The 21,084-nt window shown below is 73.0% G+C and carries 14 protein-coding genes and 1 pseudogene; 8 read left to right on the forward strand and 7 right to left on the reverse strand.

The genetic code is table 11. The features are described from left to right. Positions 1-2 precede the first annotated feature (2 nt). A complete protein-coding gene (gene treZ / locus E6P78_RS19155) occupies positions 3-1,763 on the reverse strand; it encodes a malto-oligosyltrehalose trehalohydrolase (RefSeq protein ID WP_136204828.1) in 1,761 nt (586 codons plus the stop codon). A gap of 173 nt (positions 1,764-1,936) precedes the next feature. Between treZ and E6P78_RS19160 the strand changes: the two genes are divergently transcribed. Further along, entirely contained in the window at positions 1,937-3,292 is a 1,356-nt protein-coding gene (locus E6P78_RS19160; RefSeq protein WP_136204829.1) for a GH1 family beta-glucosidase, read from the forward strand. 7 nt (positions 3,293-3,299) lie between these two features. On the opposite strand, the gene E6P78_RS19165 is transcribed toward E6P78_RS19160, so the two are convergent. Then, entirely contained in the window at positions 3,300-4,256 is a 957-nt protein-coding gene (locus tag E6P78_RS19165; protein WP_136204830.1) for a GNAT family N-acetyltransferase, read from the reverse strand. 181 nt (positions 4,257-4,437) lie between these two features. Here E6P78_RS19165 and E6P78_RS19170 point away from each other — a divergent pair, with 181 nt between their 5' ends. Further along, positions 4,438-5,004, forward strand: coding sequence for a DUF1707 and FHA domain-containing protein (locus tag E6P78_RS19170; RefSeq protein ID WP_136204831.1), 567 nt, complete (start codon positions 4,438-4,440; stop codon positions 5,002-5,004). A 10-nt stretch (positions 5,005-5,014) separates the two neighbouring features. On the opposite strand, the gene lpdA is transcribed toward E6P78_RS19170, so the two are convergent. Then, complete coding sequence (gene lpdA / locus E6P78_RS19175) at positions 5,015-6,436, reverse strand: dihydrolipoyl dehydrogenase (protein ID WP_136204832.1); 1,422 nt, start codon at positions 6,434-6,436, stop codon at positions 5,015-5,017. A gap of 110 nt (positions 6,437-6,546) precedes the next feature. Between lpdA and E6P78_RS19180 the strand changes: the two genes are divergently transcribed. Both E6P78_RS19180 and E6P78_RS19185 read left to right on the forward strand, forming a co-directional pair. After that, a complete protein-coding gene (locus E6P78_RS19180) occupies positions 6,547-7,497 on the forward strand; it encodes a LysR family transcriptional regulator (RefSeq protein ID WP_136204833.1) in 951 nt (316 codons plus the stop codon). A gap of 49 nt (positions 7,498-7,546) precedes the next feature. After that, positions 7,547-8,581 (forward strand): cytochrome P450, encoded by a 1,035-nt coding sequence (locus tag E6P78_RS19185; protein WP_136204834.1) that lies wholly within the window; start codon positions 7,547-7,549, stop codon positions 8,579-8,581. Here E6P78_RS19185 and treY read toward each other — a convergent pair. Next, the gene (treY, locus tag E6P78_RS19190) at positions 8,568-10,934 is read right to left on the reverse strand and encodes a malto-oligosyltrehalose synthase (RefSeq protein ID WP_136204835.1); all 2,367 of its coding nucleotides are present in this window, start codon (positions 10,932-10,934) and stop codon (positions 8,568-8,570) included. The genes E6P78_RS19185 and treY overlap by 14 nt on opposite strands. A gap of 90 nt (positions 10,935-11,024) precedes the next feature. Beyond that, positions 11,025-13,196 (reverse strand): glycogen debranching protein GlgX, encoded by a 2,172-nt coding sequence (glgX, locus tag E6P78_RS19195; protein ID WP_136204836.1) that lies wholly within the window; start codon positions 13,194-13,196, stop codon positions 11,025-11,027. Between the two features lie 356 nt (positions 13,197-13,552). On the opposite strand from glgX, the gene E6P78_RS19200 reads away from it, so the two are divergent. Beyond that, the gene (locus tag E6P78_RS19200; RefSeq protein WP_136204837.1) at positions 13,553-14,785 is read left to right on the forward strand and encodes an SAV2148 family HEPN domain-containing protein; all 1,233 of its coding nucleotides are present in this window, start codon (positions 13,553-13,555) and stop codon (positions 14,783-14,785) included. 68 nt (positions 14,786-14,853) lie between these two features. Further along, entirely contained in the window at positions 14,854-15,630 is a 777-nt protein-coding gene (locus E6P78_RS19205) for a 3'-5' exonuclease (protein ID WP_136204838.1), read from the forward strand. Positions 15,631-15,702: 72 nt separating this feature from the next. Here E6P78_RS19205 and E6P78_RS19210 read toward each other — a convergent pair whose 3' ends face one another. Further along, a complete protein-coding gene (locus E6P78_RS19210; RefSeq protein ID WP_136204839.1) occupies positions 15,703-16,569 on the reverse strand; it encodes an aminoglycoside phosphotransferase family protein in 867 nt (288 codons plus the stop codon). A gap of 176 nt (positions 16,570-16,745) precedes the next feature. Between E6P78_RS19210 and E6P78_RS19215 the strand changes: the two are divergent. Continuing rightward, positions 16,746-17,176 (forward strand): annotated as a pseudogene (locus tag E6P78_RS19215) (hypothetical protein); the annotation flags it as partial. A gap of 53 nt (positions 17,177-17,229) precedes the next feature. Here the strand turns inward: E6P78_RS19215 and E6P78_RS19220 are convergent. Then, positions 17,230-19,521, reverse strand: coding sequence for an MMPL family transporter (locus E6P78_RS19220; RefSeq protein WP_136204840.1), 2,292 nt, complete (start codon positions 19,519-19,521; stop codon positions 17,230-17,232). A gap of 357 nt (positions 19,522-19,878) precedes the next feature. On the opposite strand from E6P78_RS19220, the gene E6P78_RS19225 reads away from it, so the two are divergent. Further along, positions 19,879-21,081 carry a S8 family peptidase gene (locus E6P78_RS19225; protein ID WP_136204841.1) on the forward strand — a complete coding sequence of 401 codons (1,203 nt, stop codon included), beginning with the start codon at positions 19,879-19,881 and terminating at the stop codon, positions 21,079-21,081. Positions 21,082-21,084: the final 3 nt, after the last annotated feature.

Consider the following 21,084-nt stretch of genomic DNA (forward strand, 5'->3'; position numbering starts at 1 on the left):
GGTCAGCCGTCGGCCAGGAGCACGCACGACTCCGGCGGCAGGTGCAGCATCCCGTCCGGGCCCGGCGGGTCGACAGGCAGCCAGGCGGTCAGCACCCGGTCCGCGCCGCCGCGGTGCCGGCCGCCGCCCAGCGGGATCGCGGCCGGCTCCCCGTCGAGGTTGACCGCGATCCGCAGGTCGCCCCGGCGCACCGCCAGCCAGCGCGCCTCGTCGTCGTACGCCGTCCTCACCGACGCCAGATCCGGGTCGCAGAGGTCGGGCAGGGCGCGCCGCAGCGCGATCAGCTCGCGGTACCAGGCGTGCAGCCGGGCGTGCGGCTCGCGGTGGGGTTCGTCCCAGTCCAGGCAGGAGCGGGCACGGGTGGCCGGGTCCTGCGGGTCCGGGATGTCCTCCTCCGCCCAGCCGTGCGCCCCGAACTCCCGCCGCCGTCCGGTGCGCACGGCCTCGGCCAGCTCCGGGTCCGTGTGGTCGGTGAAGAACTGCCAGGGCGTCCGGGCGCCCCACTCCTCGCCCATGAACAGCATCGGCGTGAACGGCCCGGTCAGCACGAGGGCCGCCGCGCAGGCCAGCAGTCCTGGGGAGAGGGAGGCGGCGAGCCGGTCGCCGAGGGCCCGGTTGCCGATCTGGTCGTGGGTCTGGGCGTACCCGACGAAGCGGTGGGCGGCGCTGCGGCCGGCGTCGACGGGGCGTCCGTGCGTACGGCCGCGGAAGCTGGAGTACGTGCCGTTGTGGAAGAAGGCGCTCGTCATCGTCTTGGCGAGCCCGGCCAGTGGGGCGGCGGCGAAGTCCGCGTAGTAGCCCTGTGCCTCACCGGTCAGCGCGGTGTGCAGACAGTGGTGGAAGTCGTCGTTCCACTGGGCGTGCAGGCCGAGCCCGCCCTCCTCGCGTGGCGTCGTGGTGCGCGGGTCGCACAGGTCGGACTCGGCGATCAGGGTGAGCGGGCGGCCCAGCTCCGCCGAGAGCGCGTCGGTGGCGGCGGACAGCTCCTCCAGGAACGTCAGCGCCCGGGTGTCGGCCAGCGCGTGGACGGCGTCCAGCCGCAGCCCGTCCAGCCGGTAGTCCCGCAGCCAGGCGAGCGCGCTACCCAGCAGGAACGCCCGCACCTCGTCGGAGCCCGGCGCGTCCAGGTTGACCGCCGCGCCCCACGGGGTGTGGTGCGTCTCGGTGAAGTACGGGCCGAAGAGGGGGAGGTAGTTGCCGGACGGGCCCAGGTGGTTGTGGACCACGTCCAGGACGACGGCGAGCCCCAGACCGTGCGCCGTGTCGACAAAGCGCTTCAGCCCTTCCGGCCCGCCGTACGGTTCGTGCACGGCCCACAGCGACACCCCCTCGTACCCCCAGCCGTGCACCCCGGGGAAGGGGCAGACCGGCATCAGCGAGACATGGGTGACGCCCAGCTCCACGAGGTGCCCGAGCCGGGCCGCCGCCGCGTCGAAGGTGCCCTCGTCGGTGTACGTGCCGGTGTGCAGCTCGTACAGGACCGCGCCCGGCAGCCCGCGCCCCGCCCAGTCGGAGCGCCAGGTGTACGCGTCGTGGTCGACCACCGCGGACTCACCGTCCGGCCCGTCCGGCTGGCGGCGCGAACGCGGGTCGGGGCGCACCGGCCCGCCGTCCAGCGCGAATCCGTACCGGTCGCCGTCCGAGGCGTCCGCCTCGGCGGTCCACCAGCCGGACCGGTCCGGATCGGGTTCCATCGGCCGCAGCTCGCCCGCCAGTCGCAGAGCGGCCGATCCCGCGTCCGGTGCCCATACCTCGAACAACATGCAGCGCTCCCTCGCTTCCGGGGCCGTTCGTCCCGGCCCATGGTCGGCAGCGGGCGCGATCTCCGGCCCCCGACACTGGATCGAGTTCGATACTGGCGATTAAGGTCTGATTCTGATCACTGCCCTGCCGGGTTCTGCCCTACGCACTCCCTCTAACGGCTGTGGAGGCCGAGATGACCGTGCCGTCGTTCCCACCGGGTTTCCTGTGGGGAGCCTCCGCGTCCGCCTTCCAGACCGAGGGCGCCGCCGACGCCGACGGCAAGGGCCCGTCCGGCTGGGACGCCTTCGCCGCGCAGCCCGGACGCATCAAGGACGGCACCGACACGAGCCGGGGCACCGGCTTCCACCGGCACTACCGCGAGGACGTCGCGCTGCTGGCCGGACTCGGCGCCGACGCCTTCCGGTTCTCGGTGAGCTGGCCGCGCGTCGTGCCCGGCGGCAGCGGCCGCGTCAACCCGCAGGGCCTCGACTTCTACGACCGCCTCGTGGACGAGCTCTGCGCCCACGGCATCACCCCGGCCCCCACCCTCTACCACTGGGACACCCCGCTCCCGCTGGACGAGGCCGGCGGCTGGCTCAACCGCGACACGGCCTACCGCTTCGCCGAGTACGCGGGCGTCGTCGCCGAACGCCTCGCCGACCGTGTGCCCATGTGGATCACGGTCAACGAACCCGCCGAGGTCACCCTGCTGGGTTACGCGCTCGGCGAGCACGCCCCCGGCCGCACCCTCCTCTTCGACGCGCTGCCCGCCGCCCACCACCAGCTCCTCGCCCACGGCCTGGCCGTGAGCGCACTGCGCGCGGCGGGCGCCGGCAACATCGGCATCGCCGTATCGCACTCGCCGGTCTGGACGGCGGGGGAGTCCGACGATGACCGCTTCGCCGCCGAGCTGTACGACACCCTCACCAACCGGCTGTTCGCCGACCCGCTCCTCACCGGCCGCTACCCCGACGAGAACTTCGCGGCCCTGATGCCGGGGCCCGTCGAGGACGACCTGCGGACGATCTCCACCCGGCTCGACTGGTACGGCGTCAACTACTACAACCCCACCCTCGTCGGCGCCCCCACACCCGACGCCCTCGACAGCTTCGCCGGCTTCGGCATGCCCGAGAGCCTTCCCTTCGGCATCCGGGAGATCGAGGGGTACGAGAAGACCGACTTCGGCTGGCCCGTCGTCCCGGACGGGCTGCGCGAGACCCTGGTCCAGCTGCGGGAGCGCTACGGGGACCGCCTCCCGCCGCTTTACATCACCGAGAACGGCTGCGCCGTGGACGAGCCCGCGAAGGACACCCGCCGGATCGCCTTCCTCGACGGCCACCTCAGGGCCCTGCGGGAGGCGATCGACGCGGGCGTCGACGTACGCGGCTACTTCACCTGGTCGCTCACCGACAACATCGAGTGGACCGAGGGGGCCAGCAAGCGCTTCGGCCTCGTCCACATCGACTACGAGACGCTGCGCCGCACCCCGAAGGACTCCTACGCCTGGTACCGCGACCTCATCAAGGCCCAGCGGGGCGCGGAGAGGTGACCGGGGTTCAGTCGTCCCACACCATGTCGAAGGCGCGCTCGAAGTTGACGTAGCCCAGCCGCTCGAACGCCTTCGCCATCGGCACGTTGCCGAGGTCCGTCGCCGCCCGGACGCGTTCCACGCCCACCTGCGCGGCGAGCATCCGGGTGCCCTCGGCGAGGATGTCGTCGATGTGGCCGTGACCGCGGTGGGCGGGCAGCACCCCGATGTACGCGATGATCGGGTTGTAGTCGTTGCGGGCCGGGATCACGAAGCCGACGGGCTCCCCGTCCGGCAGCTCGGCCACCCGCCACCACTCCCGGGGCGTCGCGTAGCCCGCCAGCTCCTCGTCGTAGTGCTTCTCCGCGGCCTGGCGCGGTGTGAGGCCGGCCGCCAGGTCCTCCCGGCCGTGGGCGTCGAGGGTGCCCTCCATCACCGGTGTCATCAGGGCGAGCAGGTCCTCACGCCCGGCGACCGGACGGAACCGCAGCCGCCCGCTGTCGGCGGGGACCGGCGTACCCCGGCGCCACTCCAGGCGCAGCCGCTCCACGAGCATCCGGGCACCGGTGCGCTCCATGACCCGGATACGGGCCTCCACGGCGTCGCGGACCGCCGGGTCCTCGCGCCAGTCGGCCGGTACGAACCGCCCGTACTCGGGGCGCGGTGTCCCGGCCGGTACGACGGCGGCCGTCGCCGCCTCGACCAGCCGCAGCCCCGCCTCCTCGCGCTCGGGCCCCGGCAGGGTGTCGTCCAGGTCGAAGAAGTCGAGCAGCAGCGGCTTCCCGCCGTCCCGGCTCCACCACGCGATCCGCGCCACCACCCGCTCACCGCGCAGCGCCACCCACATCCACTCCGGGCGGCGGCGGCCCGTAGCGAGGTCGTCCTCCAGCTCGTGGTCGAGGACGTAGGGCAGTTGGCGGAAGAGGTCCAGCTCCTCCGGGCCGCCGAGCGGTCGGACGGTCAATGCGAGTGGCGCGTCGGGCACAGATCCCCCACGGGTGTCGGCTGCGTCACGGCGGACGTCGCCGGACGGCAGGGCCGCCGACCCTAGCAACGCGCCGAAGCGGCCGCCCCCGGTTATCCGCATGAGGGCCCGTGCAGGTCAGGAGCACCGAAAGCAGGGTTGTTCTGGACACTCCGGGGCCGTCGGACCGACAATTGGATGCGTGACGTCCTCCTTCGAGTCCCACACGTATCCCGCGCGGCTGTCGGACGCCCAGCGCGACCGTGTTCTCGGTGTGCTCAGAGAGGGCGCGGCCCAGGGCAGGCTCTCCCAGGACACCTTCATGCGGCGCATGGAAGTGGCCCTGACGACGAGCCGCCCCGAGGAACTGGAAGCGCTCACCAAGGACCTTGAGCGCGAGAGCCGTTGGTCGCGCGGGCTGCTGCGGGTCGTGGGCTCGGTCTCCGGCTTCCCGGAGCGCGTCCGCCGGGCGTGGCGGGCGGAGCGGCTCCCCAAGCTGCTGCTGCCGGCCCCCAGCCCGCACCCCCTGCTCATCGGCCGCGACCCGGGCAACGGACTGCGTCTCAGCCACGAGACCGTCTCCCGGATGCACGCCGAACTGACCGCGCACGGCGACCGCTGGCTGCTGCGCGACCTCGGCTCGACCAACGGCACCTGCGTCAACGGACAGCGCGTCACCGGCACGGTCCCGGTGCGCGAGGGGGACCAGGTCAGCTTCGGCCGCATGATGTTCCGGCTCTCCGCACCCGCGCTCCGGCCGCCCGCCTGACGCCGCTGGCTCACGCCTGCTGGTGAAGTCCCCGGCCCGCCAGGGTGAGGAAGGACTCGCCGACGGCCTCCGAGAGCGTCGGGTGCGGGTGGATGTGCTGGGCCACGTCCAAGGGTTCCGCTTCCCAGCCGACGATCAGCTGGCTCTCGGCGACCATCTCCGAGACGTGCGGCCCGACCAGGTGCACCCCGAGGACCCGGCCCCCGCGCTCCGCGACCACCTTCACCATGCCGCCCTGCCCGTGCACCATGCCCTTGGCGACGGCCGTCAGCGGCATCGTGTTGACCACGACGTCGTGCCCCGCGTCGCGCGCACCCGCCTCGGTCAGGCCCACCGCCGCGGTCTGCGGCGCCGAGTAGGTGACCCGGGGCACCGCCTCGTAGTCCACCGGCACCGGACGCAGCCCCGCCAGGGCCTCCGCCACCAACATCCCCTCGGCGAACGAGGCGTGGGCCAGGCCCAGGGACGGCGGCGGCAGCAGATCCCCCACCACGTGGATGCCGGGCACCGCGGTCTCCAGCCGTGACCAGTCCGCCGGCGCCACGTACCCCCGCTCGTCCGTGGCGAGCCCCGCGGCGGCCAGGCCGAGCCCGTCCGTCACCGGTACCCGGCCCACCGCGACCAGCAGCCGCCGCGCCTGAACCGTGCGGGTCTCGCCGCGCGGGGTGCGGAGCGTGGCCCGGACCCCGTCGTCGAGCAGCGCGGCCTCCAGCAGCCGGGTGCCGGCCTGCACCTCGATGCCCCGCCTCTTCAGGCCGCGGGTCAGATGGCGCGACACATCGGCGTCCTCCAGCGGCACCAGCCGGTCGGCGGCCTCCACCAGCGTCACCCGCGCCCCCATCGACCGGTGCAGCGACGCGTACTCCACGCCGATCGCCCCGCCGCCCAGCACCAGCACCGAATCCGGCAGACCGGGCGCGAACAGCGCGTCGTCGCTTGTCACCACCCGCCGCCCGTCCGTCGCCGGGCCCGGCGGCATCCGGGGCCGCGACCCCGTCGCCAGTACGATGCCGCGCCGGGCGACGACCTCCCCGTACCCCTCGATCCGCACCCCGCGCGGACCCGTCAACTCCGCGCTGCCCGCCACCACTTCGACGTTCGCGTGCGCCAGGCGCGCCTGGACGCCCCGGTGGTTGCGGGTCACGACGTCGTCGCGGGTGGCGACCAGCGCCGGCCAGTCCACCGACTCCAACACCGCCTTCACGCCCCAGCGTTCACGCGCCTCCGCGATGCCGTCGACCAGTTCGGCGGCATGCAGCATCGCCTTGCTGGGGATGCAGCCCCGGTGCAGACAGGTCCCGCCCACCTTGTCGCGCTCCGCGAGGACCACGCTCAGCCCGAGCCCGGCAGCCCGCAACGCCGTCGAGTAACCACCGGTCCCGCCGCCGATGACGACGACATCCGTCTCGTTCGTACGCTGATTCCGTGTCATGACCCCCACCCTTCGCCCGGTCCTTGCCATGAGTCCAAGGCAATGTTTGTGTGGCTTCCATGCACACGGTTCATGGCGGGTGAACCGGTGCGCACACGAAAGGGGGCCCGATGAGCCTGCGGCAGATGGAGTACTTCCTCACGGTGGTCGAGGAGTCCTCCTTCACCCGCGCCGCCCAACACCTCCACGTCACCCAGCCGGCGCTCTCCCACCAGATCAAGGCCCTGGAACGGACCGTCGGCGGCCCCCTGCTCGAACGGCTGCCGCGAGGGGTGCGGCTCACCGCGATGGGCCGCGCCTTCCTGCCGCACGCCGAACGCTCCGTACGCAGCGCCGCCCAGGCCCGGCGCGCCGCCCGCGCCGCCGCCGGGGCCCAGGGCGGCGAACTGCACATCGCCACCGTCCACGCGATCGCCGTCGGCATCCTCCCCGACGTCTTCGCCCGCTGGCGCGCCGACCGCCCCGGCGTCGCCCTCGTCCTGCACGAGTACGCCACCACCGAGGCGCTGGAGGAACAGATCGAACGGGGCAACGCCGACCTCGCCGTCGGACACCCGCCCGCCCGCTGGAGCGGCCCCGTCGTCCCGATCGGCGCGGAGGACATCGTCCTCGTCGTCCCCTTCGACGACCCCCTCGCCGGACGCGCCTCGGTCCGCCTCCAGGAACTCGCCGACCGCTTCTGGGTGCGCTGCGCCATGGAGCCCGTCGTGGAGGGGAGCCCGTTCCTCGACCGGGCCTGCGCCCGGGCCGGCTTCACACCCCGTACGGTGGTGCGCACCGAACACACCTCGACCGCGGTACGGATGGCGGCGGCCGGCGTCGGTGTCGCCGCGGCCCCCGCGCACGTCGTACGGGGAGCGGTCGGCGAGGACTGCGCCCTGCTCACCGTCGACCCGCCCTGGCGGCGCGAGCTCGCCGTCTTCTCCCGCGTCGCGCTGACCGGCGCCGCCGCCGCGTTCACCGAGCTGCTGGCCGAGGCCCGGCGGACCGGCGAGAGCGCCCCGACGTCACCCGGACGGCCGCGCGCCGACTGCGGCGGGCCCGTTCAGGTGATGCCCTGAGGGGGACCGCGCCGCGCACCGGCGCACCGACACGCCCCGGGGGAACGCCATGCAGGCCGACGCACCCCGAGACATACCGGCCCCGACCACCTCGCCCGAACCCCTCACCCGCGCCACCCGGTCCGGTCGGCGCCCCACCGGCCCCAGCCTCCTGGCGCGCGGCGCGGCCCACGACCCGTACCGCTTCTACCGGATGCTGCGCGAGCGGTACCCGCTCAGCTACGACGCGCCGCTCGGCGCCTGGCTGATCAGCCGGTACGACGACGTGACCGCAGCCCTCACCGACCCGAGGTTCACCGGCTTCCCGCACGACGGGGCGCCCCGGGGCGGCCCCGCGCCCCTCGGCCTGTGCCACGGCAACGCGCGCTGCCTGCCCACCGACCGGTACACCGTGGTGACCGGCACCGTCCCCGCCGGCCTCGCCGAGCGCGTGGAGCGCACCGCCTACGTACTGGCCCGACGCATCGCCCGGCGCCCCCGGGCCGACCTCGTCGAGGAGTTCTGCCGCTGGCTGCCCGCGGGGCCCGGCCGGGGCCCGGACCGGGCCGCGGACGGGGAGACAGCCGCGGTCACCGCCGCACCGGCCGGCGACGGGCCCTGCCTCCGGGACACCGCCCTGCGCGAGACCGCGCTCGCCTCGCTCCTCGCCAACCTGCTGGACGACCCCGACCTGCTGGCCGCGCTGCGCATCGAGCCCGCGCTCGCCGGCCGGGCCTGGACCGAGTCCCTGCGCCGCGACCCGCCCGTTCAGGTCGTGCTGCGCCGCACCGTCGCCGAGGTCACCCTCAGCGGCGGCACCCTCCCCGCGAAGGCGCCCGTCGCCTGCCTCGTCGGGGCCGCCGCCCGCGACCCGCAAAGGTTCGCCGCCCCGGACGTGTACGACCCGTTCCGCCCCGACCAGGACCGCACGCTGACCGGCCCGCCTGGCTGCCCCGCCGTGGCGCTCGGCCGGCTGGAGGCCGAACTGGGGCTGCGCGCGCTGCTCGACGCGATGCCCCGGCTCCGCTGGGCGGAAGGCTTTCGCCCGGCGGCCACCGGGCTGCTCACCCGGGGCCCGCGCTCCCTGCTCGTCAGGCCCGGGTGAGCAGCGCCACCGGACGCTCCGCGAAAAGCTCGGCCACCGCGACCGTGCCGCCGGAGAACTCCCGCCCGGGCGACAGCAGGTCCCGCCACACCCCGTCGTCCGGCAGCCCCAGCCGCGTCCCGCGCCAGCCGCCCGACTCCGCGAGCCGCATCGACAGCCGGGTCACCGCCGTGACGACCTCGCCCGAACGGCAGAAGGCCAGACAGTGCGCCGCCGCCGGACCGGACGCGCTCAGCGGGGCGTACGTGCCCGACTCGCCGAACACCCCCGGCCGCTCGCGCCGCAGCCGCAGCGCCGCCGTTGTCAGCTCCGCCTTCTCGTCGGCGGGCGCGTCGGGCGGAGGCTGCCGGAACGGCCGCCGGTTGTCCGGGTCGACCAGGGCCAGATACGGGCGCTCGGTGCCCTGGTAGATGTCCGGCACCCCCGGCATCGTCAGGTGCACCAGCGCGGCCCCCAGCACCTGGACCCGCACGTGCGGGGCGAGCGGGGCCGCGAACTCCTCGACGAGTTCCCGGACCGGGCCGGTGTCCGCGGCCGGCCCGGAGGCGACGAAGTCCGAGGCCATCCGCTCGTACACCGGATCGGGCTCGGTCCAGCTGGTGAACAGGCCCGACTCGCGCACCGCCTTCAGCAGGGCGGGCTCCAGCCGAGCCGCCCGCTCGTCGGCGGGAATCCCGGCGCAGCCGACCGCGGTCTGCCAGGCCTGCCAGGCCAGCTGCGGATCGGGGGCGGCCGGCGCCGACCGCGCCAGCCCGGCGATCAGCCCCGCCCACCGGCCGGGGCACTGGGACAGCACCGCGATGCCCGCCCGCACATCGGCGCTGCGCTTGGTGTCGTGCGTGGTCAGCGCCGTGCCCGTGGCGGGCCAGTCCCGGGCGAGCCGGGCGCAGTAGGCGTGGAAGTCCGCCGGTTCCACCGCCGGGTGTCCCGGGTCGCCGCCCACCTCGTTCGCGGAGACCAGCGGCACGTACCGGTAGTACGCCGTGTCCTCGACCGCCTTGGCGCGCAGCGCGGACGCCGTCTGGGCGAACCGGGCGCAGAACGCCGCCCGGTCACCGCCCCCGCCGAGCCGTCCGAGCGCCAGGTCCCGCACCACATCGACGGCCGACGCCTCCTCACGTACCGCGAACACCGCCTTCGCGTCGCTCACCGCCGTCGCGTCGAGCGTCGCCTCGGCCGTATCGGAGCAGGGGCCGCCCGCCGTCACGTACGGCCGGTAGACCGGGACCCGGACCAGCAGCTCGCGCACCGCCGTGTGCAGCGCCCAGGGGGCGTGGTCGCGCAGCGCGGGGTCGTCGGCGCAGATCCGGGACGCCAGCCGGGTCAGCAGCTCGGTCTCCGCCGCCAGTTCATGGGTGACCACGCGGTACGCGGCCCGGCGCACGGTCGCCGTCCAGTAGCCGCCCCGGTCGGCGGCCGGGGCGGCGGAGTCGCGGTAGTGGCCCAGCAGCTCCGCCGCGCCCTCCGGGTCGGTGAAGAGACCGTCGATCCGGTACAGCGCGTCGTACCCCGTCGTCCCCGCCACGGCCCAGCCGGCCGGCAGCGGCTCGGACCCGGTGAGGATCTTCTCCACCACCGTCCACACCCCGCCGCTCGCTTCGGAGAGCCGCTCCAGATAGCCGGCCGGGTCGGCGAGCCCGTCCGGGTGGTCGATCCGCAGACCGTCCACGACCCCCTCCCGCACCAGTTCGAGGATCTTGCCGTGGGTGGCGGCGAAGACCTCCGGGTCCTCCACCCGGACCCCGATCAGGTCGGAGATGGTGAAGAACCGCCGGTAGTTCAGCTCGGTGCGGGCCAGCCGCCACCAGCCGAGCCGGTAGTGCTGGGCGTCCAGCAGCTCGGGCAGAGCGAGATGGGCGGTGCCGGCCCGGAGCGGGAACTCCTGTTCGCCGTAGCGCAGCACCTCGCCGTCGACCCGCATCCGCGCCGTCTCGTCGCCGATCCGGCCGGCGAGCACCGGCAGCAGCACCCGCCCGCCGCCCGCCGCCCAGTCGATGTCGAACCAGCGGGCGTACGGCGAGTCGGGCCCCTCGCGCAGCACCTCCCGCAGGGCGTGGTTGTGCCGGGGGTCGGCCGCCATGTGGTTCGGCACGATGTCCAGGACGAGCCCGAGCCCGTGCTCCCGCGCGGTGCGCGCCAGCCGCCGCAGCCCCTCCTCGCCGCCCAGCTCGGCGCGGACCCGGCCGTGGTCGACGACGTCGTAGCCGTGCCGGGAGCCGGGCACGGCTTCGAGGACGGGCGACAGATGCAGATGGGAGACGCCGAGCGAGGCGAGGTACGGCACGGCGTCCTCGGCGGCCGAGAACGGGAACTCCGGCTGGAGCTGGAGCCGGTAGGTGGCGGTAGGCGTCATGGGAACCTTCGTACCCACATCCGGGCCGCCTCTGTCACCCCGCCGGGCACAAGGGCACGACGGGGTGACACCGGATGTCCCGGTGACCGCTCAGGCGGGCCGTTGCAGCACCACCATGCTCCGCCCCACCAACGTCACCCGATCGCCCGCCGCCACTTTCGGACCCGACCCGGTCAGCAGCACCCCGGCCGGGCGCGCGGTGTCCACGACGGCGTGCCACTGCCGCCCGTGGTTGACCGGCACGGCGAACTCCAGGGTCTCGGCGCTCGCGTTGAACATCAGCAGGAACGAGTCGTCGGAGATCCGCTCCCCGCGCGGGCCCGGCTCGGAGATGGCGTGCCCGTTCAGGAAGACCGTCAGCGCCTTGGCGTGCGCCGCCTGCCAGTCCCGCTGGGTCATCTCCTGGCCCTCCGGGGTGAACCAGGCGATGTCGGACAGCTCGTCGTGGGTGCCCTCCACCGGGCGGCCGTGGAAGAACCGGCGGCGCCGGAAGACCGGGTGGTCGCGGCGCAGCCACACCATCGCCCGGGTGAACTCCAGCAGGCTGCTGCCCGGCGTCTCGCCGTCCTGCTCCCCGTCGGCCTCCTCGTCGTCGCCGTCCCTGGCCCCTGCCGGCACCGGCCAGTGCACCCACGACAGCTCGTTGTCCTGGCAGTAGGCGTTGTTGTTGCCGCGCTGGGTACGGCCGAACTCGTCGCCGTGGCTGAGCATGGGCACGCCCTGGGACAGCATCAGCGTGGCGATGAAGTTGCGCATCTGACGCTCGCGCAGCTCCAGCACCTCGGGCAGGTCCGTCTCGCCCTCGGCGCCGCAGTTCCAGGACCGGTTGTGGCTCTCGCCGTCCCGGTTGCCCTCGCCGTTGGCCTCGTTGTGCTTGTCGTTGTACGAGACCAGGTCGTGCAGGGTGAAGCCGTCGTGGCAGGTGGTGAAGTTGATCGAGGCCAGCGGGCGCCGCCCGTCGTCCTGGTACAGGTCCGACGACCCGGTCAGCCGCCCGGCGAACTCGGCCAGGGTCCTCGGCTCACCGCGCCACAGGTCGCGGACCGTGTCCCGGTACTTGCCGTTCCACTCGGTCCACAGCGGCGGGAAGTTCCCCACCTGGTAGCCGCCCTCGCCCACGTCCCACGGCTCGGCGATCAGCTTCACCTGGCTGACCACCGGGTCCTGCTGCACCAGGTCGAAGAACGACGACAGCCGGTCCACCTCGTGGAACTGACGGGCCAGCGTGGCCGCCAGATCGAACCGGAATCCGTCCACATGCATCTCGGTCACCCAGTACCGCAGCGAGTCCATGATCATCTGGAGTACGTGCGGCGAGCGCATGAGCAGGGAGTTCCCGGTCCCCGTGGTGTCCATGTAGTAGCGCTGGTCGTCGGTCAGCCGGTAGTACGAGGCGTTGTCCAGGCCGCGGAAGGAGAGCGTGGGCCCCAGGTGGTTGCCCTCGGCGGTGTGGTTGTAGACCACGTCGAGGATCACCTCGATGCCCGCCTGGTGCAGGGCGCGCACGGCCTGCTTGAACTCCAGCACCTGTTCGCCCCGGTCGCCCCAGGAGGCGTAGGCGTTGTGCGGGGCGAAGAAGCCGATCGTGTTGTAACCCCAGTAGTTGGCGAGCCCCGCGTCCGCCAGCCGGTGGTCCTGGACGAACTGGTGCACCGGCATCAGTTCGATGGCCGTGACACCCAGCTCCGTCAGATGGGCGATGACCTCCGGGTGCGCGAGCCCGGCGTACGTGCCGCGCAGCTCCTTCGGCAGCCCCGGATGGAGCATCGTCAGGCCCTTCACATGGGCCTCGTAGATCACCGTGCGGTGGTAGTCCGTACGGGGCCGCCGGTCGTCGCCCCAGTCGAAGTACGGGTTGACCACGACCGAGCTCATCGTGTGCGGGGCCGAGTCCAGGTCGTTGCGCGCGTCCGGCCGGCCGAAGGGGTAGCCGTAGACCGCCTCGCCCCATTTGATCTGCCCGGACACCGCCCGCGCGTAGGGGTCCAGGAGCAGCTTGGCGGAGTTGCACCGGGTGCCCCGCTGCGGTTCGTACGGGCCGTGCACCCGGAATCCGTAGCGCTGACCGGGCATCACCCCGGGCAGGTACGCGTGACGGACGAAGGCATCGGTCTCTCTCAGTTCCACCGCCGTCTCGGAACCGTCGTCGTGCAGCAGGCACAACTCGATTCGGTGGGCGGCCTCCGAGAAGACCGCGAAGTTGGTCCCGGCGCCGTCGTACGTGGCACCGAGGGGGTACGCCTGTCCCGGCCAGACCTGCATGGATTCGACTCTTCCAGTTCTGCTGCGGTCGCCTGGGGAATGCGGGCCACCTCCGGCAGATCTTCCCCGAAAGACCGGCTTGTACCTAGGACGTCGGCCGGTCGGTCAACCTCGTGCCTCTCCGTGTCGCCCGGAACCGGCCTCCGGACGCCCCCTCGGCACTCCTGTCCGGTTTGCGGCCCGTGCTGGGGTGTTTAATCACTATGAATCCGCTCACTCCCGCCGAACTCGCCAAGGGGAACAGGTTTGATCCCATGGGGAGTTGGTAAAGGAGCCTGCGCATCCGGCTGCACCGGCTCCCGCTCCCGGAGTACCCTTCCTTGATCGTTGGTGGGGGAGTGGAAGGCGGTGCGTGGGTGAGCTCGGGAGGGTTCGAGCTGCCCCCGGGTGACACGGGTCACGAGGGGGACGTGGCCGATGTACCGCCCGGGGCGGTCTCGCTGGCGCAGCCGCTTGAGATCGGTGCGGAACTGGACTGGGGCGCCGACGCCTGGAGCGAGGTGCGCACGCGCGCCCAGCGGGCCGGGCGCGCCTACATCTGGCTGAATCTCGTCGAACAGCGGCTGCGTGCCGTCGTCGCGGCGGTGCTCCGGCCGATCTACGAGCCCGTCCACGGCGAGGACTGGGTGGTGGCCGCCGCGGGGCCCGCCGGACAGGAGTGGGTGCAGCGCGCCGTCGCCGTGCGCGAGGTCTCCCGCCGCAAGGGCTACCTGCTCGACCCGGCCGACGACAACGTCCTGAGCTTCCTCACGCTGCCCCAGCTGCGCGAGCTGATGGTCCAGCACTGGCCCTGCTTCGAGCCCTACTTCGACGACCGCCGTGACGTCGAACTGGCACTCGACGAGCTGGAGGTCGCGCGCAACGTGGTCTCCCGCAACCGCGCCCTCAACGAAGCGGTGCTGGCCCAGGCCGAGCGGGCCTCCGCCCGGCTCCTGGAGATGCTGGGCAGCGGCGCGGCCGTGCCCTCCGCCGACCGGCTCCCGGTCGACGCCGTCGAGGATCTGGTCGGCGACCGGTACGCGGACGTGGTGTCCGTCCACTCCGACCGGGTGCGCCTCCAGCGCCAGCTGCCCGCCGAGGACCTGTTCGGCGACGCCCGCCGCCTCGACGCGATCGGCATCGGGCTCAACCTGCTGGTGCAGAACTTCTCCGGCCGCCGGCTGATCCGGCTCGCCGAGTCCGGCTGCCGGATACGGCTGCTGTTCATCAACCCGGCCAGCAGCGCGGTCAAGCGCCGGGAGCGGGAGCTCGGGCTCAAGAAGGGCGAGCTCAGCCGGTCGGTGGAGATGAACATCCTGCACATGCGGCGGGTGCGCTCCAAGCTCCGCGACCCGGGGGCCTTCGAGATCCACGTCTTCGACGAGACCCCCCGCTTCACGGCCTACCTGGTGGACGGCGACGGGGCCGACGCTGTGGGCGTCGTGCAGACCTATCTGCGCCGGGCGCGCGGCATGGAGGCGCCGGTGCTGGTGCTGCGCGGCGGCGGGCGTGCGGTGGTCCGGGCGGGGCAGGGGTACGAGCACGGGCTGTTCGAGACCTACCGCGAGGAGTTCGAGTCCGTGTGGACGGACTCCCGGCCGGTCTCCTGAACGAGCGTTGTCAGTGGCCCGTGCGAGGGTGGTCGTCATCCGGGGGAGCACCACGAAGGAGGTACGGGATGAGCTGGCACCGGCACGCGCTGGTCGGCTTCGATCTGGAGACGACGGGGACGGACCCGCTTGAGGCCCGCATCGTGACGGCCGCGGTGATCGCCGTGGACGCACGGGACGGCGAGCCCGTGGACCGGCACAGCTGGCTGGCCGACCCGGGCATCCGCATCCCCGCCCAGGCCTCCGCCATCCACGGCATCAGCAGCGAGCGGGCGGCGGCGGAGGGCCGTCCGGCGCGCGAGGTGGCCGACGAGATCGCCGACACCCTGGCCGGCTACTGGCGCCGGGGCGTCCCGGTCGTCGCATACAACGCCGCCTTCGATCTGACGCTGCTCACCGCCGAGTTGCGACGCCACGGGCTGCCCTCCCTCAGCGACCGGCTCGACGGCGCCCCCATCGGCCCCGTCATCGACCCGTACACCATCGACCGGGCCGTCGACCGCTACCGCAAGGGCAAGCGGAATCTGGAGGCGGTCTGCGTCGAGTACGGCGTGGTCCACGGCGGGGCGCACGACGCGGCGGCGGACGCGCTGGCCGCGGTGCGGGTGGCGTACGCGATAGCCGGCCGGCACCGCGAGGTGGCCGAGCTGGACGCCGGCCGGCTCCACGAGCGCCAGATCGCCTGGTACGCGCAATGGGCCGCCGACTTCCAGCGGTTCCTGCGCCGCAAGGGCACCGCCGACGCGGAGATCGACGGCCGCTGGCCGGTCCGGGAGCCGGTGCCGGCCGCCGAATCGAGCCCGGCCATATCAAGCCCGGTCATATCAAGCCCGTCCGGCGATTGAGGACAAGCGCTCGGCCGGTGCGCGGGTCGGCTCGGCCGAATCAAGCCCGTCCGGCGATTGAGGACAAAACCCTCAAAAGGGATACCACCGCACCGCCGTGTCCCCGTCCCGCAGGGACGCCACGCGCCGACGGAACTCGGCGAGAGCCGCCGCGTTGGCCGGGGCGTGCTGCGCGACCCACGCACAGCTCGCCGTCTCCCGCGCCCCGCGCAGCACCCCGCAGCCGTCCCACTCGCGCACGTCCCAGCCGTACGCCTCGGTGAACGCGTCGTAGGCGTCGGCCGCCAGGCCGTACCGGTCGCGGGACAGTGCGAGGACCACCAGGTCGTGCTCGCGCAGATCCGTGGCGAAGGTCTCCAGGTCCACCAGGACCGGACCCTTGGGGCCGACATGGACGTTGCGCGCCAGCGCGTCGCCGTGGATCGGGCCCGGGGCCAGGTGCGGGACCAGGGCCGCTGCCGCCGCCGCGAAGCCGTCGCGGCGCTCGCGCAGATAGTCGGCGTCGGCCGGGTCGATCGTGTCGCCCGCCAGGCTCAGCCAGCGCTCGACGCCGCCCAGCAGCTCCCGGCGGGGCAGCGTGAAGTCCTCGGGGGCGGGCAGCGCGTGCACGGCGGTGAGCAGCGGGGCCAGATCGCGCGGTTCGGCGGGGCGCACCGCCTCGGGCAGCCGGTGCCACAGGGTCACCGGGTGGCCCTCGACCAGCCGAGCCCGGTGTTCGGCCGCCCGCACGGCGGGGACACCGGAGGCGGCGAGCCACCGTGCGACGGCCACCTCGCGCTCGGCCCGCTCCCGCAGCTCCGGGCTGCGCGCGGCGTCCCGGCCGACCTTGACGACGAGGCCACCGGCCGCGAACACGGCGTTCTCGCCGAGCGCGAGCAGTTCGGCGTCGCCGGAGAACCCGGCGGCGGTGAGCACCTCGCGCGCTTCCATCTCGTTCATGGTCCGATTTTCGCATCCGCGCGGGTTGTCCTGACGAACCGGTGGCCCGTCAGCACGATGACGGAGGCCACCTGAGCGGCCAGAACGGCCCCGGACCCGTCCGACCCTGATCCGCCGGACGGACCCCGAGCCGGTCAGTTCCTTGGTGACCTGCTGCACGACGGGCTGTTCGCGAAGAGTTCAGGCAGGTCACCAAGGAACTGACCGGCAGGGGCGCTACGGGGTAGCCCGGTCGCTCAAGGAACCGGTCTCCGTCACCCTCAACCTCGGCCTCTCGGCGGGCGGCGGGCTCCTCCGCCGGGGCGCCGACGGAAAGGTGACCGTCGCGATGGGGGAGGCCGGCCAGGTGGTCCCGGCACCATCCACGACCAGGTCGACACCGGCCACAGCGCCGCCCGCACCGTGCTCGGCATGGGCGACCGGCGCCGCCCTCGCCGGAGCGCTGCGCTCCGCACCGGCCCAGTCCGTGCGCGGCTACCCCGAGTGGAAGGACAAGGCCGCCACGCCCGCGCTCCAGGAGTACTACAGCGGGGCGATCGACGCGGCCGAGCTGAAGAAGCGTCTGGTGACGGACGGCAACCGGGTCCTGGCCCGCTACCGGCGCTGAACGCGCACGCCCTCCTCCCGGAGTCCGGGAGGAGGGCGTGCGCGCGGCCGGGGTCAGACGCCGACCCGCTCCGGCTCCTCGCCCGCGTGGGCCGGCGCGGAGGCGTCCGGCACCTCGTCGTAGGACTCGTCGTGGGTCATGTCCGGCAGCCACCGCAGCCACTTCGGGAAGTACCAGTTGCGCTCCCCGAGCAGGGCCATCGCGGCCGGCAGGAGGACACCGCGGATGATCGTCGCGTCGATCAGCACGGCCGCGGCCAGGCCCACGCCCATCTGCTTCATGGACTGCATCGACAGGGTGCCGAAGATCGCGAACACGGCGACCATGATGACGGCCGCGCTGGTCACCACACCGGCCGTGGTGACCACGCCGTGGGCGATGGCGTCCCGGGTGGTGCGGCCCTGGAGGCGCGCCTCACGGATACGGGAGACCACGAACACGTGGTAGTCCATCGAGAGCCCGAAGAGGATCACGAAGAGGAACAGCGGCAGCCAGGAGATGATCGCGCCGACCCCCTGCGCGCCCACCAGCGAGGCGCCCCAGCCGTGCTGGAAGACCGCGGTCAGGATGCCGTAGGCGGCGCCCACCGAGAGCAGGTTGAGGACGATCGAGGTGACCGCGACCGTCAGGGACCGGAAGCAGAGCAGCATCAGCAGGAAGGCGAAGACGACCACGAAGGCGAAGACCGGCACGACCGAGCCGACGATCTGGTCGTTGAAGTCCTTCGAACCGGCGACCTGACCGGTGATCGGCGCCTCGACCCCCGCCACCTTGCCGAGCGTCGCAGGGCGCACGGTGTCGCGCAGCAGGTCCAGGCTCTTGACGGCCCGGTCCTGGTCCGAACCGCCGACCAGCGGTACGTCGATGACCGCGATGTTCTCCGCGTCGTGCGTGACGATGTCGACCGGGCCCTTCGAGGCACCCGAGGCGACGGCCTGCCGGCGGAACTCCGCCAGCGCCTGGCGCACCGGAGCGGCGCCGATGTCGTCGGCCTTGACGACGACCTGCGCCGGGTCGGCGCCCCCGGGGAACGCCTCGTTCAGCCGGTCGTAGGTCTGCACGATCGGCAGCGAGTGGCCGAACTCCTGGTCCAGGGTGAGGTTCTGGGTGTGCATGCCGAGCGCGGGCAGGGCGATCGCGGCGAGCGCACCGGCGGCGACCACGAGAGCGGTCCAGGGCCGGCGCAGCACCACGGTGAGCACCGCACGCCAGACCCGGGACTCACTGTCGGCGCCGCCCCGCTCCGAGCGCTTCAGACGGGCCAGGAACGGCACCCGGCCCTTCTCGACCCGCTCGCCGAGCAGCGAGAGCAGCGCGGGCAGCACGGTGACGGAACCGACCATGGCGACCGCGACGACCATGAGCGAGGCCAGGCCCATCGCCTCGAACTCGGCGATGCCGGTGAAGAGCATGCCCGCCATCGCGACACAGACCGTCACACCGGAGACGACGATGGCGCGTCCACTGGTCGCGGCGGCGATCATCAGCGCGGTCCGGGCGTCCCGGCCCTTGGCCCGCTCCTCGCGCTCCCGGCGCAGATAGAACAGGCAGTAGTCGACGCCGACGGCCAGGCCGACCAGCAGCATCACCGAGTTGGCGGTGTCGCTCATGGGCTGGAAGTGGCTCACCACGCCCATCAGCCCCATGGTCGCCATGATCGCGGTGAGGGCCAGGGCGACCGGGAGCAGCGCGGCGACCAGCGCGCCGAAGGCGATCAGCAGGATGCCGAGGGCGACCGGCACGGCGGAGAGCTCGGCCCGCTGGAAGTCGCTGCCGAAGGCGTCGTCGAAGGTCTTGCCCATGCTGGCGCCGCCGATCTCCTCGATCAGCAGCCCCTCGTGCTCGCCGTCCACCTTCGCGACGGCCTTCAGCACGGGTTCGACGCGTTCGCTCGCCGTCTCGGGGTCGCCGCGCATCTCGAACTGCACCAGCGCGCTGTGCCCGTCCGCCGAGATGGTCCTGGCGGTGTACGGCGAGGTGACGGCGGTGACCTCACCGGTGGCCTGCACGGCCTTGATCACGTCGTCCACGGCCGACCGGAACTCCGGAGAGTCCGCCTCGACCGCGTTCTTGCCCTCGGACTGGATGAGCACGGTCTCGCCGGCCGGGTCCTTGAGCCCCGCGTCCTCGATGATCTGCACGGCCCGGCCCACCTCGCCGGACATCTGGTCGCTCTCCCTGACGTCGACCCGGCCGGCCGCGGAGCCGAGGCCCATGGCCAGGACGACGAACAGCACCCAGATCGTCACCGCCGCCCAGCGGTGCCGTGCGCTCCAGCCGCCCGCCCGGGCCGCGATGCCCCGCACCCGTGGCGCCCGTGTCCGCGCCGCATCCACTTTCCCCATGACGGGCTTGCCCCCTCGTGACCGGCTCCGGCCCACCGCCGTCGCCTCCCGATTCGAAGGTAGGCGCGGAATAAAGGCGTCTCGTCATGCTCTCTGCGGAGCCGGGCGCGGCCCTTCTCCGCCTTGCGGACCGGTCGTGCCCCCGAGGCGCAGGATCGAAGCCCCTTACACGTAAAGGTGATTGGCGCATCGGTGCGCAGGTGAGGGCTTCTTGTGGCGAAAGCTTGACGACTGCGTCAGAGCCATATGAAGGTCTTGATCTGAGCGCGTCAATCGGTAAAAGTTTCGAGCAGCCCCCGGAGAATTTCCGGCCGAGGGTCAATCCCCCCACAAAGAATGACGAGGAGACCCCTCTTCATGGCGATTCACAAGCGCGCACGCCGGTTCAAGCTGACCGCCTCCATCACCGCGGTGGCGGCAGCCGCCGGCGTCACCCTGCTGGGCAGCCCCATGGCCGGAGCGACACCCGCTCCCGCCATGGGCAAGATCTACGGCGCCGACGCGGCGACCGCGGTCTCCGGCAGCTACATCGTGATGCTGGACCACAAGGCGGACAAGGCGAAGCTGGCCAAGGAGTACGGCGGCAAGCTGAGCCGCGACTACAGCTCCGCCATCAACGGCTTCTCCGCCAGCGGCCTCACGGAGACCGAGGCCAAGCGCCTCGCCGCCGACCCGGCCGTCTCCAAGGTCGTCCAGAACAAGAAGTTCCACATCGACGCCACCCAGGACAACCCGCCCTCCTGGGGCCTGGACCGCATCGACCAGACCCAGACCGCCGGCGACAACGCCTACACCTACCCGGACAGCGCCGGCGAAGGTGTCACCGCCTACGTCATCGACACCGGGGTCCGCACCACCCACGAGGAGTTCGGGGGCCGCGCCGGCTCGGGCTACGACGCCGTGGACGACGACGACAGCGCCGACGACGGCAACGGCCACGGCACCCACGTGGCCGGCACCATAGCCGGGGCGACGTACGGCGTCGCCAAGAAGGCCAAGATCGTCGCCGTCCGCGTCCTGGACGACTCCGGCTCCGGCACCACCGAGCAGGTCGTCGCCGGTATCGACTGGGTCACCGAGCACCACGAGGGCCCGTCCGTCGCCAACATGAGCCTGGGCGGCGGCGCCGACGAAGCGCTCGACGCGGCGGTCCAGAAGGCCATCGCCTCCGGCGTCACCTTCGCGGTGGCCGCCGGCAACGAGTCGAGCGACGCGAGCGAGGGCTCCCCGTCCCGCGTCCCCGAGGCCATCACCGTCGCCTCGTCCACCGTGGACGACGAGCAGTCGTACTTCTCCAACTACGGCCCGGTCGTGGACATCTACGCCCCGGGCTCCGACATCACCTCGTCCTGGAACGACAGCGACACCGGCTCCAACACCATCTCCGGTACGTCGATGGCGACCCCGCACGTCGTCGGCGCCGCCGCCGTCTACCTGGCCGGACACCCGGACGCCACCCCGGACGAGGTCGCCACGGCCCTGACCGACGGCGCCACCCCGGACGCCGTCAGCAACGCCACCCAGGGCACGGCGAACAAGCTCCTGAAGATCGTCGAGTAGGAG

Origin of the sequence: Streptomyces sp. A0958 (assembly GCF_004795035.1) — a bacterium.
Taxonomy (GTDB): domain Bacteria; phylum Actinomycetota; class Actinomycetes; order Streptomycetales; family Streptomycetaceae; genus Streptomyces.

What these genes read in the sequence shown, in the direction of transcription:
- treZ (WP_136204828.1), bottom strand. Translation starts at nt 1,763, where the DNA reads ATGTTGTTCGAGGTATGGGCACCGGACGCGGGATCGGCCGCTCTGCGA.
- E6P78_RS19160 (WP_136204829.1), top strand. Translation starts at nt 1,937, where the DNA reads ATGACCGTGCCGTCGTTCCCACCGGGTTTCCTGTGGGGAGCCTCCGCG.
- lpdA (WP_136204832.1), bottom strand. Translation starts at nt 6,436, where the DNA reads ATGACACGGAATCAGCGTACGAACGAGACGGATGTCGTCGTCATCGGC.
- E6P78_RS19180 (WP_136204833.1), top strand. Translation starts at nt 6,547, where the DNA reads ATGAGCCTGCGGCAGATGGAGTACTTCCTCACGGTGGTCGAGGAGTCC.
- E6P78_RS19185 (WP_136204834.1), top strand. Translation starts at nt 7,547, where the DNA reads ATGCAGGCCGACGCACCCCGAGACATACCGGCCCCGACCACCTCGCCC.
- treY (WP_136204835.1), bottom strand. Translation starts at nt 10,934, where the DNA reads ATGACGCCTACCGCCACCTACCGGCTCCAGCTCCAGCCGGAGTTCCCG.
- glgX (WP_136204836.1), bottom strand. Translation starts at nt 13,196, where the DNA reads ATGCAGGTCTGGCCGGGACAGGCGTACCCCCTCGGTGCCACGTACGAC.
- E6P78_RS19205 (WP_136204838.1), top strand. Translation starts at nt 14,854, where the DNA reads ATGAGCTGGCACCGGCACGCGCTGGTCGGCTTCGATCTGGAGACGACG.
- E6P78_RS19210 (WP_136204839.1), bottom strand. Translation starts at nt 16,569, where the DNA reads ATGAACGAGATGGAAGCGCGCGAGGTGCTCACCGCCGCCGGGTTCTCC.
- E6P78_RS19220 (WP_136204840.1), bottom strand. Translation starts at nt 19,521, where the DNA reads ATGGGGAAAGTGGATGCGGCGCGGACACGGGCGCCACGGGTGCGGGGC.
- E6P78_RS19225 (WP_136204841.1), top strand. Translation starts at nt 19,879, where the DNA reads ATGGCGATTCACAAGCGCGCACGCCGGTTCAAGCTGACCGCCTCCATC.